10 protein-coding genes and 4 pseudogenes are annotated in these 12,923 nt (G+C 71.4%); 8 read left to right on the forward strand and 6 right to left on the reverse strand.

Annotated features, from left to right (window positions below):
- The 4 genes and pseudogenes from ABD832_RS03100 to ABD832_RS03115 all read left to right on the forward strand — a co-directional run.
- Positions 1-501 (forward strand): annotated as a pseudogene (locus ABD832_RS03100) (F0F1 ATP synthase subunit gamma); the annotation flags it as partial.
- Positions 502-530: 29 nt separating this feature from the next.
- A pseudogene (gene atpD / locus ABD832_RS03105) lies at positions 531-1,940 on the forward strand (F0F1 ATP synthase subunit beta).
- 130 nt (positions 1,941-2,070) lie between these two features.
- Complete coding sequence (gene atpC, locus ABD832_RS03110) at positions 2,071-2,430, forward strand: ATP synthase F1 subunit epsilon (RefSeq protein WP_344887946.1); 360 nt, start codon at positions 2,071-2,073, stop codon at positions 2,428-2,430.
- 29 nt (positions 2,431-2,459) lie between these two features.
- Positions 2,460-2,669, forward strand: a pseudogene (locus tag ABD832_RS03115) (DUF2550 family protein); the annotation flags it as partial.
- Between the two features lie 273 nt (positions 2,670-2,942).
- Here ABD832_RS03115 and ABD832_RS03120 read toward each other — a convergent pair.
- Positions 2,943-3,535: pseudogene (locus tag ABD832_RS03120) on the reverse strand (cob(I)yrinic acid a,c-diamide adenosyltransferase).
- A 63-nt stretch (positions 3,536-3,598) separates the two neighbouring features.
- Between ABD832_RS03120 and ABD832_RS03125 the strand changes: the two are divergent.
- The 4 genes from ABD832_RS03125 (at position 3,599) to ABD832_RS03140 (ending at position 7,430) form a co-directional block, all read left to right on the forward strand.
- Entirely contained in the window at positions 3,599-4,081 is a 483-nt protein-coding gene (locus tag ABD832_RS03125; protein ID WP_344887949.1) for a hypothetical protein, read from the forward strand.
- A gap of 179 nt (positions 4,082-4,260) precedes the next feature.
- A complete protein-coding gene (locus ABD832_RS03130; protein ID WP_344887952.1) occupies positions 4,261-4,680 on the forward strand; it encodes a hypothetical protein in 420 nt (139 codons plus the stop codon).
- A 170-nt stretch (positions 4,681-4,850) separates the two neighbouring features.
- Entirely contained in the window at positions 4,851-6,848 is a 1,998-nt protein-coding gene (locus tag ABD832_RS03135) for a S41 family peptidase (protein WP_344887955.1), read from the forward strand.
- 264 nt (positions 6,849-7,112) lie between these two features.
- Complete coding sequence (locus ABD832_RS03140) at positions 7,113-7,430, forward strand: STAS domain-containing protein (protein ID WP_344887958.1); 318 nt, start codon at positions 7,113-7,115, stop codon at positions 7,428-7,430.
- Between the two features lie 169 nt (positions 7,431-7,599).
- Here the strand turns inward: ABD832_RS03140 and ABD832_RS03145 are convergent, their stop codons facing one another.
- From ABD832_RS03145 to ABD832_RS03165, 5 genes are all read right to left on the reverse strand, one after another.
- Positions 7,600-8,205 (reverse strand): TetR/AcrR family transcriptional regulator, encoded by a 606-nt coding sequence (locus ABD832_RS03145; RefSeq protein WP_344887960.1) that lies wholly within the window; start codon positions 8,203-8,205, stop codon positions 7,600-7,602.
- 123 nt (positions 8,206-8,328) lie between these two features.
- A complete protein-coding gene (locus ABD832_RS03150; protein ID WP_425582567.1) occupies positions 8,329-9,804 on the reverse strand; it encodes an aldehyde dehydrogenase family protein in 1,476 nt (491 codons plus the stop codon).
- 263 nt (positions 9,805-10,067) lie between these two features.
- The gene (locus tag ABD832_RS03155) at positions 10,068-10,691 is read right to left on the reverse strand and encodes a response regulator (protein ID WP_344887966.1); all 624 of its coding nucleotides are present in this window, start codon (positions 10,689-10,691) and stop codon (positions 10,068-10,070) included.
- Between the two features lie 3 nt (positions 10,692-10,694).
- Positions 10,695-12,020 (reverse strand): sensor histidine kinase, encoded by a 1,326-nt coding sequence (locus ABD832_RS03160; protein WP_344887969.1) that lies wholly within the window; start codon positions 12,018-12,020, stop codon positions 10,695-10,697.
- A 41-nt stretch (positions 12,021-12,061) separates the two neighbouring features.
- On the reverse strand, positions 12,062-12,904 hold the full coding sequence (locus ABD832_RS03165) for an ABC transporter permease (RefSeq protein WP_344887972.1): 843 nt from the start codon (positions 12,902-12,904) through the stop codon (positions 12,062-12,064).
- Between the last annotated feature and the right edge of the window lie 19 nt (positions 12,905-12,923).

Here is a 12,923-nt window from a genome sequence, read left to right on the forward strand (position 1 = left end):
AGATGGGCGGGCACTGGGACGGGTTCTCCGACAACCCCTCCTACGCCGACGCGAAGAGGATCGCCGAGACGCTGATCCAGGCGTTCTCGGCGGAGGACGGGGTGGACGAGATCCACATCGTCTCCACGGAGTTCGTCTCGATGCTGACGCAGGAGGTCGTGGTCAAGCGGATCCTTCCCCTGGCGGTCGAGGAGACCCCGGAGAAGCCCGACACGCCGTTGCCGTACTTCGAGGTTCGAGCCCACCGCCGGAGAGGTGCTGGACTCGCTGCTGCCGAGGTACGTGGAGTCGCGCATCTTCAGCGCGCTGCTCCAGTCGGCGGCCTCCGAGCACGCCGCCCGCCGCCGGGCCATGAAGTCGGCGACGGACAACGCCAACGAGCTCATCCGCGTGTTCACCCAGCAGATGAACCAGGCCCGCCAGGCCGAGATCACCCAGGAAATCAGCGAGATCGTCGGTGGCGCGAACGCGCTGGCTGACGCCGCAGCGGGGAAAGAGTGAAATGACCCGCACAGACTGTTGAGACCGGCGTGGGACGCGTCGCGCGGGTCACCGGTCCCGTCGTCGACGTGGAGTTCCCCGTCGAGGCGATGCCCGAGATCTACAACGCCCTCACCGTGGAGGTCGCCCTTCAGGGGCAGACCCGCCTTCTGACCCTCGAGGTCGCCCAGCACCTGGGTGACAACCTCGTCCGGGCCATCTCCATGCAGCCCACCGACGGCCTCACCCGTGGCGCCCCGGTGACCGACACCGGCGCGGCCATCTCGGTCCCCGTCGGCGACGTCGTCAAGGGCCACGTGTGGAGCACCCTGGGCGAGTCCCTGGACGTCGAGACCTCCTCGCTCCAGATCACCGAGCGCTGGGGCATCCACCGCCCCTCGCCCTCCTTCGACACCCTCGAGTCGCGGACCGAGATGCTGACCACCGGCATCAAGGTCATCGACCTGCTCACGCCCCGTACGTGCAGGGCGGCAAGATCGGCCTGTTCGGCGGTGCGGGCGTGGGCAAGACCGTCCTGATCCAGGAGATGATCCGCCGGGTCGCCCGCAACTTCGGTGGCACCTCGGTGTTCGCCGGCGTCGGCGAGCGCACCCGCGAGGGCAACGACCTGTGGGCTGGAGATGGAGGAGGCGGACGTCCTCAAGGACACCGCCCTCGTCTTCGGCCAGATGGACGAGCCCCCGGGCACCCGTCTGCGGGTCGCGCTCTCCGCGCTCACGATGGCGGAGTACTTCCGCGACGTGCAGAAGCAGGACGTGCTGCTGTTCATCGACAACATCTTCCGGTTCACCCAGGCCGGCTCCGAGGTCTCCACCCTGCTCGGCCGCATGCCGTCCGCGGTGGGCTACCAGCCGACCCTGGCCGACGAGATGGGTGTTTCTCCAGGAGCGCATCACCTCGACCCGCGGTCACTCGATCACCTCGATGCAGGCGATCTACGTCCCCGCGGACGACATCACCGACCCGGCCCCGCACAACGCGTTCGCGCACCTCGACGCGCAGACCGTGCTCTCGCGGCCGATCTCGGAGAAGGGCATCTACCCCGCGGTGGACCCGCTCGACTCCACCTCGCGGATCCTCGACCCGCTGATCGTCGGCGAGGAGCACTACCGCGTGGCCCAGGAGACCAAGCGGATCCTGCAGAAGTACAAGGAACTGCAGCGACATCATCGCGATCCTCGGTATCGACGAGCTCTCCGAGGAGGACAAGGTCACGGTCAACCGGGCCCGCCGCATCGAGCGCTTCCTGTCGCCACCCGATGTACGGCCGCCGAGGTCGTTCACCGGCCAGCCCGGGGAGAACGTGCCCGCTGGACGAGACCATCGCCTCGTTCAAGGGTCTGTGCGCCGGTGAGTACGACCACCTGCCCGAGCAGGCGTTCTTCATGGTGGGCGGCATCGACCAGGCCGTCGCCAAGGCCAAGGAACTCGCCCGCTAGTCGCCTTCGGCACCGGTGCGGTCTCGGCCGCACCGGTGCCTGGTTCGATAAGGAACTGGAGAGAACGTGGCGAAGCTGCGAGTAGGCGTCCGTCTCGCCGGAACGGGAGATCTGGTCCGGCGAGGCCGACATGGTCATCGCCAAGACCGTCGACGGCGAGATCGGTATCATGCCCAGACACGCGCCCGTGATCGGCGTTCTCGTCGAGGGCGGCCTGCTGAGGGTCAAGCGGGGCGACGGCGAGTCGGATCTGGTCGCCGCCGTCCACGGAGGCTTCCTCTCGGTGGCCGACGACGAGGTGTCGATCCTGGCGGAGCTAGCCGAACTCGGCTCCGAGGTCGACGTCGCGCGGGCCAAGAGCGCGCTGGAGCGGGCTCAGTCCTCGGTCGAGTCCGGCCAGGAAGAAGAGGACGCGACCCGCCGGAGCCAAGCGCGCCAGGGCCAGGTTGCGCGCGGCCGGGGAAGAAGTCGGATAAATTCTGCTTCTTAGCGGTACGGGGTTCTTGGGGGCGAGCAGACATGGTGATAACGGACGTACTCATCGTGGTGGGGTTGCTCGCCGCCCTCGTCGCCCTGCTGGCACTGCGCGTGCTCGTCCTGACCCGCTCGCGAGGATCGGTGCTGTGTTGTCTCCGCTCCCTGTCCAAGGAGCGAGGGTGGCGGGTCGGTGTGGCCCGCTACGCCGACGGGCACCTGAACTGGATCCCGCTCATAGGTCTGCTGCCAAGGCCGCGCCACGTCATCGTGAGGCGCGGCCTTGTCGTTTCCGGGCGTCGCAAGGTCGGGCCCGGGGGAGTTCTACGGGTTCATCGAGGGCGTGACCGCGATCGAGTGCCGCAGCGGGGACAGCGCCTACGAGCTCGCCATGGGGTACCGGGCCCTGACGGGTTTCGTCCGCCTGGCTGGAGTCCGCCCCGCCCAGCGCCTACCTCGACGTGGCCTGAGCGGCACTCCCTCCGGCCAGGACGCCGGGACGGGCCGTGGCGGGCCCCAGGATCGCCCTCAGCGGGTTCCGCCGGGCTTCCAGAGGATCTCCTCACCCCCGGCCGCCCACGCGGCAGAGAATGAACATCAGGTCGCTGAGCCGGTTGAGGTACGTGGCGGTCAGCGGGTTGACGTCGTCGTGGGCCTCCCAGCGCCGACCAGACGGTCCGCTCGGCCCGCCGGACCACGGTCCTGGCCACGTGCAGCGCGGCCACCGCCGGGGGGCCACCGGGCAGGATGAAGCTGCGCAGCGACGTGAGGCGCTCGTTGAACTCGTCGCAGCGCGCCTCCAGCCACTCGACGTAGGAGGGCTCGACGCGCAGCGGCGGGAACTCGGGGTTCTCCACGACCGGGGAGCACAGGTCGGCCCCGACGTCGAACAGCTCGTTCTGGATCCGGACCAGGACGGCGGTGACGTCCTCGGCCAGGGAGCCCGCGGACAGGGCCACGCCGATCGCCGCGTTGGCCTCCTCCACGTCCGCGTAGGCGGCCAGGCGCGGGTCGGTCTTGCGGGTCCGGCTCATGTCACCGAGCGCGGTCGTGCCGTCGTCCCCGGTACGGGTGTAGATCTTGGAGAGCACCACCGGGTTGTCTCTGTCAGCTCGCGTCATCGTTTCAGCGTATCGGCCGGGAATCGCGCTGTTTAATTTCAACCCGGACAATATGATTCACCGATGGTTTCTGGTTTCTACCTGCGATTCCCCCACCTCTCCCGTGACACGCTGACGTTCGTCGCCGACGACGACGTCTGGACGGCCCCGGTGGAGGGGGGCCGGGCCTGGAGGTTCTCCTCGGACCGGGCTCCGGTGAGCCACCCCTACCTCTCGCCCGGCGGCGACCGGATCGCCTGGACCGGTGTCCGGGACGGGGCTCCCGAGGTCTACCTGGCCGATCTGGGGTCGGGGGCGTCCGAGCGGCTGACCTACTGGGGGGACGCGCGGACGCGCACCCGGGGCTGGACCGCGGACGGCGGGATCCTCGCGATCAGCGCGACCGGCGGCGCCTTCGCGTCGCACGTGTGGGCCCACCGCCTCGACGAGCGGGGAGGCGCCGAGCGGCTGCCGTACGGCCCGGTCAACGACCTGTCGATCGCCCGGGCCCCCCGGCGGTCCCGGCGCGGGGGACGACACCGGGGCGGACGGCGAGAGGAACCGTGAGGGGGACGGCGCGGGGGACGCCGGGATCACGGTGGCGCTGCTGACCGGAGGGCTGTCGCGCGACCCGGCCGTCTGGAAACGCTACCGGGGCGGCACGGCGGGACGCCTGTGGGTACGGCGGGGGGGAGGGGGACTTCACCCGGATCCTGACCGGTCTGAACGGCCACCTCGCCTCCCCGATGCTCGTCGGCGGGCGGCTGGTGTTCCTCTCCGACCACGAGGGCGTCGGGAACCTCTACTCCTGCGAGCCGGACGGCGGCGGCCTGCGCCGTCACACCGACCACGAGACCTTCTACGTCCGCCACCCTGCCACCGACGGGACCAGGATCGTCTACCAGAGCGCCGGTGACCTGTACCTGCTGGACGGCCTCGATGCCGAGGCCCGCAGGCTCGACGTCACGCCGGGCTCCCCCGCTGGCCGGGCCGCGGCCCTACCGGGTCAACGTCTCCCGGCGGCTGCACGACCTCGCCGTGGACGCGACCGGGCGGGCCAGCGCGGTGGAGGTCCAGGGGAGCGTGCACTGGCTCACCCACCGGGACGGCCCGGCCCGGCAGCTCAGCTCGGGCCTGTCGGCGGCGCTGCCCCGCGTCCTGGGTGACGACCGGGTGGTCTGGGTCGCCGACGACGGCGGGACGCAGGGGCTGGAGATCGTCCCGGCCGGGGGCGGCGAGGGCCGCAGGATCGCCGTGGGCCGGTTGGGCGAGGTCGGCGACCTGGCGGTCGCGCCCGACGGGAACACGATCGCGGCGACCGCCAGGGACGGGCCGGTTGTCCCTGGTCGACGTGGCCTCCGGGGAGGTCGTGGAGCTGGCCAGGGCGGACGGCGAGATCCGCGACCTCGCCTGGTCGCCGGACTCGGCCTGGCTGGCCTGGTCGCACCCGGACGGCCCCCAGCTGCGCCGGATCAGGCTGGCCCGGGTGGCGGACCGGACCGTGACCGACGTCACCGACGGGCGCTTCACGGACGTCTCGCCCGCGTTCACCGGGGACTACCTGGCGTTCCTGTCGCGCCGCGGGTTCGACCCGGTCTACGACGCGCACTCCTTCGACATGTCCTTCCCCTTCGGCTACCGGCCCTACCTGGTGCCGCTGTCGGCCACCACGCCCTCCCCGTTCGCGCCCAGCGCCGAGGGCCGGGCCGCCTCCAGCGCCCGGCAGGACGAGGGCGGGGAGGCGGAGAGCGCGATCACCGTGGATCTGGAGGGCATCGGGGGCAGGGTCGTCCAGGTGCCGGTGCCCGAGGGCCGCTACTCGGACCTGCGGGCGGTCAAGGGCGGGTTCACCTGGCTGCGCGAGCCGCTGGCCGGGGAGCTCGGCGAGGACCGCGACCAGGTGGGGGGCGAGCCGCCCCGCCCCGCTCTCGACCGCTACGACCTCCTCAAGCGCACGTGCGACGAGGTCGTCGACAAGCTCGACTGGTACCGGGTGAGCGGTGACGGCACCCAGCTCGTCGTCAGCGACAAGGGCACGCTCACGGTCCGCCCGGCCGACGGCAAGCCGGGCGGCAAGAACGGCGACGACACGACCGTCGACCTGTCCAGGATCCGGATCACCGCCGACCCGCGGGCCCTGCGGCGGCACGCCTACGCCCAGATGGGCCGCAGGATGCGGGCCGACTTCTGGGTCGAGGACATGGCCGGCGTGGACTGGGACGGCGTGCTGGAGGAGTACCGGCCGCTGGTGGACCGCGTCGCCACCGCCGACGACTTCGCCGACCTGCTCTGGGAGGTCATGGGGGAGCTGGGCAGCTCGCACGCCTACGTCTACGCCGCCCCGTGGGGGCATCCGGCGTCCGAACCGGTCGGGCTGCTCGGCGCCGACCTGTCCAGGGGCGAGGACGGCCGCTGGCGGGTGGACCGGGTGCTGCCGCCCGAGTCCTCCGACGTGCACGCCCGCTCGCCGCTGGCCGTCCCCGGGGCGGGCGTGCGGCCGGGAGAGGCGCTGCTGGCCGTCGACGGCCGTCCGGTGCCGCCGCAGGGGCCGGCGCGCCTGCTGGTGGGGGCGGCGGACAAGCCCGTCGAGCTGACATTGGACGGTGGCCGCCGGGCGGTGGTCACGCCGCTGCGCGACGACCGGCGGCTGCGCTACCAGCACTGGGTGGCCGGGTGCCGGTCGCGGGTCAGGGAGCTCGGCGGCGGGCGCCTGGGCTACCTGCACATCCCCGACATGGTCGCCGAGGGCTGGGCGCAGTTCCACCGGGACATGCGCCGGGAGATGCGCTTCGAGGGCCTGGTGGTGGACCTGCGGGCCAACCGGGGCGGCCACACCTCGGAGCTGGTCGTCGAGAAGCTGCTGCGCCGGGTCATCGCCTGGGACCTGCCCAGGGGCATGGCGCCGATCACCTACCCCGAGGACGCGCCGCGCGGTCCGCTGGTCGCGGTCACCGACCAGAGCGCCGGCTCCGACGGCGACATCGTCACCGCGGCCTTCAAGCTCCACCGGCTCGGCCCGGTGGTGGGCACCCGGACCTGGGGCGGTGTGATCGGCATCGAGGACCCCCACCGGCTGGTCGACGGCTCGCACATCACCGTCCCCCGGTTCTCCTTCTGGTTCGAGGGGCTCGGCTGGGGGGTGGAGAACCACGGGGTGGACCCCGACGTCGAGGTCGACATCGCCCCGGAGGACTGGGCGGCCGGACGGGACCCGCAGATCGAGGAGGCGGTACGGCTCGCGCTGGCCGCGCTGGACGAGCGCCCGGCCGCGGCCCCGCCCGACCGGGCCACCCGGCCGTCCCGCGGGCGCCCGGCGCTGCCTCCCCGCCCGTAGGGGGTCCCGTTCCCTGGCCGGGGCTGTTCGGGGCCGGCCGGTCAAGGGATCGTCAAGGAATCCGTTACGAGCCGCGTTTTATTTCGCATTTCGGGCAAGGAACCATCATGGTGGTAGGAAGGGTGAATGTGATGGTGGAGGAGGTTCGCGCCTTCTTGCATGCCGTGACGTCGTACGAATGCGGTGCGTGATCCGTCGGTCAGGATGACGCACCGCCGCTGTGCCCGGCCGCGTCCGCAGCGCGGTCAGGCGTGAGGAGGAGGCATGCGCGTCCCCGGCAATTCCCAGGCCCAGGTGGTCGATGTCGGAAACCGTCTCGACGTGGGAACCGTCGCCGGAGTGCGGCCACGGCTGCACGAGGCGGTCGACACCGGGAACGGCGATCTGATAGTGGATCTTTCCGAACTGGAAATGATCGACGCCACCGGTCTGGGCGTGCTCGTGGGCACGCACCGCCGGGCCCTGAGCGCGGAACGCCGCCTCATCCTCAGGGGCGTGCCCCCGAGGATCATGCGGGTGCTGGCGGTGACCCGCCTCAACCGGGTCCTCACCGTGGAGCTCCCGGTGGCGGCGATGGCCTGATCGACGGCGACGGCCTGGTCGGGCCTGATCGGGCCTGGTCTGGTCGGCCGGCCCGGCGTTCCCGCCCGGTCCCGGTTCGTCCCGGGTTCGTCCCCGGGGCCCGTTCCGGTCTCGCCGGGCCCCGGTAGGTCACGCGTCCCCCTCGGATCTCCGGGGGCCGCGGTCCGCCTCAGGTCACGAAGGACCGCCGGAAGATGTGGATCGCGGTGCTGATCAGGCTCTCGACCGGCGGGGGGTCGTCGGACAGGACCCACTCGATGAGCAGTTCCTGGACCGCTCCTATCATGCCCAGCGCCAGCAGGTGCTGGTTGGCCTTGGTGGCCTCCGGCAGGTCGGCGACGTTCGCCTTGATCGCGTCGACGAAGCCCGCCACGCCCAGCTGCCGGGAGGTGATCAGGCAGTCGCCCGCCCGGCGTACCTCCATGTGCAGGATCCGCGCCCGGCGCCTGTCCTCGGTGACGAAGCGGATGTACTCGGTCACCCCGGCCTCGACCCGGTCGGCCAGGGTGTCCGGAACCTGGTCGATGGCCTTGTACATCGACTCCAGGGTCTCCTGAATGCACCGTGCGTGCAGGGCCTGCATCAGTTCCTCGCGCCCGGAGAAGCATTCATAGAAGGCGCGATTGGAGATGCGCGCCCGCGCGCACAATCTCTCGATCGTGGTCTCTGGGAATCCGGGGTCGGAATAGAGGACGTACGCCGCGGCGATCAGGCGTTCCCGGCGTTCCGCCAGACGCTCCTCCGGCGACATTCCTCGATATGACCGTCCGTTCATGTCAAGCTCCCACGGGTCGGTGTGAGGTTGACGGACATTCGCTTTATCACTTCCACCTCATGATCCTGGCCCCCAGAATTAACCATTATGGGTGCAAGATCCTTTTTGTGGAAGGGGTGGTTTTTATTGTTTACGTCGTCCGTGCAAGAAGGTGACAAGCCTGATCAGCCGGTCAAGTTCCTTCTCGCCCCGGGTGAACGAGGTGAGGTTCATCCCGGGCAGTGCGAACCTCTGGCGGGAGACGGCCTTGGGCCGGGCGAACTCCCGTAGCCCGTCCGCGCCGTGGATCCGGCCGAACCCCGAGTCGCCGACCCCGCCGAACGGCAGCGCAGGGATCGACGCGAAGGAGATGACCGAGTTGATCGCGGTCATCCCGCCCCGCATCCGGCGGGCGAGCTCCACCGCCCGCCGGGCGTTCCCCGAGAAGACGGTCCCGGCCAGCCCGTACGCGGTGGCGTTGGTCTTCTCCAGCGCCTCCTCCACGTCGGCGACCCGCTTCACCGTCACCGTGGGGCCGAACGTCTCCTCGCGGACCGCGGCGGAGTCCTCCGGCACGTCCTCGACGATCACCGGGTCGACGAAGGGCGCCCGCACCGAGCCGGCCCCGCCCACCACGGCCCGGCCGCCGGCGACCGCGTCGTCGATGTGCCGCCGGATGACGTCGATCTGGGCGGGCATGGTGATCGGCCCGTAGTCGCGACCGGCCCGCACCCGCCCGGCCCGGTCGGTGAGCTCCCTCATGAAGGCGTCGTAGACCGCGTCCACCACGTAGATCCGCTCCACCCCGACGCAGGTCTGGCCCGCGTTGGAGAGCGCGCCCCACAGCGCCGCGTCCGCCGCGGCGGGCAGGTCGGCGTCGGCGTCCACGATCAGCGCGTCCTTGCCGCCGCACTCGGCGACCATCGGCGTCAGGTTCGTCGCGCAGGCGGCCATCACCCGCTTGGCGGTGGCCGTCGAGCCGGTGAAGGCGATCTTGCTCACCCCGGGGTCGGAGGCCAGCGCCGCACCGGTCTCGCCCAGCCCGGTCACGGTCCGCAGGACCCGGTGCTCCGGTACGGCCTCGGCGAACAGCGCGGCCAGCAGCACCCCCACGCCCGGGGTCAGCTCGCTCGGCTTGAACACCACCGCGTTCCCCGCGGCCAGCGCGTAGGCGATCGACCCCATGGGGGTGAACACCGGGTAGTTCCACGGCCCGATCACCCCGACCACGCCCAGCGGCAGGTACTCCAGGGTGGCCGCGATGTTCGCCCCGACCAGGCCGGGGGAGACCCGCCGCCGCCCGAGCACCCGGTGGGCGTTCCTGGCGGCCCAGTCCAGGTGGGTGACGGCCAGGACGACCTCCAGGACGGCGTCCCCCTTGGGCTTGCCGGTCTCGGCGTGGACCACGTCGGCGATCCTGGACAGGTCCCGGGTGAGGACAGCCTTGTAGTCGAGCAGCCGCCGCCTGCGCCCGGCCGGGCCCAGCCCCGCCCACCAGGCGGCGGCGACCTCCGCCTCGGCCACGGCGGCGCGCACCGCGGCGGCGTCCTGGATCGGATGGGTGCCGACGACGGCGCCGGTGGCGGGGTCCAGGGAGTCGAAGGTGCGCTGTCCGGTCACCGTGGTCAAGGTCGTCTCCTCTGCGCCGTGGCGGATGCCCGCGCGGGCGGCACGCCTTCGGCGGCGGGGACGCCCGCCACCAGGGCGGGACGCCCGCCACCCGCGAGACGCGACGAGCCGTGCGGACACGGTGCGCTCACGATAGACCCGATGCCGCCGTCCGGTACACCGGGACCGGCCCGTCCGGCTCGTCCGGTGCCTGCGGTGGCTCGATGTCCGTCCCGCGCGGTCGGCCGGGAGCGGGAGCCCTCACGGTAGGGACGTCAGCGGGTGAGCAGGCCCCGGTCCATGGCCGTGGTGACGGCGGCGGTGCGGTCGGAGACGCCGAGCTTGCCGAAGGTGCGCAGCAGGTGGGTCTTGACGGTGGTCTCGCTGATGAACAGGGCCCTGCCGATCTCCGCGTTGGTCATCCCCCTGGCCACCAGGGAGAGCACCTCGGTCTCGCGCGGCGAGAGCGACTCGGTCACCGGTGCCCGCATCCGGGTGACCAGCCTCGTCGCCACCGACGGGGAGAGCACGGTCTCCCCGCGCGCCGCGGAACGGATCGCGGCCAGCAGGTCCGCCCGGGAGGTGTCCTTCAGCAGGTATCCCGCGGCACCTGCCTCGACCGCCCGGACGATGTCGGTGTCCGTCTCGTAGGTGGTCAGCACGATCACCCGGCTCTCCGGCCGGTCGGCCAGGATGCGGGGGATGGCGCTCACCCCGTCCCCGTCGGGCATCCGCAGGTCCATCAGGATCACGTCGGGGCGGATCGCCGCGGCCCGCACGACCGCCTCGTCCCCGGACGAGGCCTCGCCCACGACCGTGATCCCGGGATCGGCCTCCAGCATCCCCCGCAGCCCCTCACGGACCACCGGGTGGTCGTCGACGATCATCACCTGGAGCATCCGTCACCCTCTCCCGCCGAGCCGGTCGGCCCGCCCGGCCGCGCGGACCGGGCCGGTCGTGCCGGCCCGCTCGGCGCATCCGGCCGTGCCGGTACGGCCGGTCGTGTCAGGCCGTTCGGCCGTGTCAGGCCGTTCGGTGATGCCGGGTCGTTCGGTGGTGCCGGTCCGGCCGGTCGTGCCGGTCGGGCCGGTCGTGCCGGTCGGGCCGGTGGGGACGATCACCTCCAGCGTGGTCCCGCCGCCCGGCGGGCCGGTCACCGCCACGGTCCCGCCGACCTGCTCGACGCGGCCGCGCATGCCGCGCAGGCCGTACCCCCGGGAGACGGACGGGTCGAGACCGCGCCCGTCGTCGCGCACCTCCAGGCGGACCGACTCCTCCCGGTAGGAGATCGACACGGCGACCGACTCGGCGGCCGCGTGCCTGCGCACGTTGGCCAGACCCTCCTGCAGGACGCGGACGAGCACCACCTCGACCGGCGCGCTCAGCGCCCGGGACGTCCCCGACACCTCGAAGCGGGCGGACAACCCCGTCTCCTCGCCGAGCCGGCCCGTCAGCCGCTCCAGTGCCTCGTCCAGGGTGGAGCCGTCCAGCGGGGCCGGGCTCAGCGTGGTGACCAGCAGCCGGGCCTCGGCGAGGTTCTCCCGCGCGGTCTGGACGGCCAGTGCCAGGTGCCGGGACGGGTCCCGCTGCGCCTCGGCCGCCTGGATCAGCATGATGATGCTGGTGAAGCCCTGGGCCAGGGTGTCGTGGATCTCCCCGGCCAGCCGTTCGCGCTCGGTCTGGGCCCCGCGCTCGGCCGAGAGCGTGGCCACCTGGGCCCGGCTGCTCTCCAGCTGTTCGATGAGCATGGCTCGGTCCTCGCTCTGCGTAGTGATCTTCTCGATCCAGACGCCGAAGATGCTGGAGAAGAAGATGATGATGGTCATCACCATCAGGAAGTTGAACGGCTCCGACGTCAGGAACAGGTAGCGGACGGTCGGGGAGAGGTTCAGCGCGATCACGGCGACGATCGCCTGCCGGGCACGGAAGACGATGAAGCACTGCGGGCAGAGCCCGAACAGGGCGAACGTCGCGTCCGGCGCGAACAGCCCGGCGGGGGTGAAGAGCGCGATCATGACGACGATGTAGGCGATCTCGCGCGGGCGGTCCCGGGAGAGGATCGCCGGGCGGCCGAGCAGCAGGTAGAGCGGGAGGATCGCCAGCAGGCAGCCCCCGACGACCAGCTTCACCTGCGCCGGGGCGTCGGAGGTGACCGCGAACCAGGTGGGCAGCAGCGTCCCGATGACCAGGAGCGCCTCCCACCCGCGAAGCGATCGCCACGCGTGCACCCCCGCCCCCCGAAGGAGGGGCTCGGCGCGGTCGTCGGCTCTCATCCGTCGCGACGGCTCTTCCAGCGGAACGTCATCAGGCACAGCACCAGTCCTCCGACGGTCCAGGCTCCCAGAACCAGGGCGACCCGGTCCAGCTCGTAGGAGTTCGCAAGCTCCAGTGTGGCACCGGCGTCACCCAGGAAGACCGACCGGAACCCCTGGCACATCCACTTGAGCGGGAAGAGCGAGGCGATGTTCACCAGCCAGGACGGGAGCGTGAAGACCGGGATGAACACCCCGGAGATGAACTGCAGCACCGTGAACGGCAGCGTGATCACCGCACCGGCGCTCTTGGCGGAGCGGGGCAGGCCGCTGATCGCGACACCGAGCAGCGACGATCCGACCACGCCGAGCACGAACACCCAGGCGAAGGTGAACCACCTGAACGCCTCCGACGGCAGCTGCAGGTCGAACAGCGTGACCCCGATGACCAGGAGGATGACGACCTGGAAAAAGGAGACGAACAGGGTGGTGAGGGCCTTGCCCATGAAGTAGGCGCTCCGTGGCAGCGGCGTTCCGGCCAGCCGCTTGAGCGTGCCGTTGTCGCGGTCCATCGCGATGGTGATCCCGAGGTTCTGGAACCCCGTCATCGCGGCGGTGCCGATCAGCCCGGCCACGTAGAGCTGGGAGACGGTCAGGCCGGTTCCCTCGACCTGGCTGGAGAAGATCGAGCCGAAGAGCACCAGCATGATGATCGGGAAGGCGAAGGTGAAGATGACCGCGTCCCTCTCGCGGAAGAACATCCTGGTCTCCAGGGCCGCCCGGGCCAGTCCCAGGTGGACGGTGGAGGGCTGGCGCGTCTCGACGGGCGGGGCGGCGGGGCGGGCGAGGGTCTGGTTCATCCGGGGGAGCACCTTTGCG

It is taken from the genome of Streptosporangium longisporum (assembly GCF_039534895.1).
GTDB classification, from domain to species: domain Bacteria; phylum Actinomycetota; class Actinomycetes; order Streptosporangiales; family Streptosporangiaceae; genus Streptosporangium; species Streptosporangium longisporum.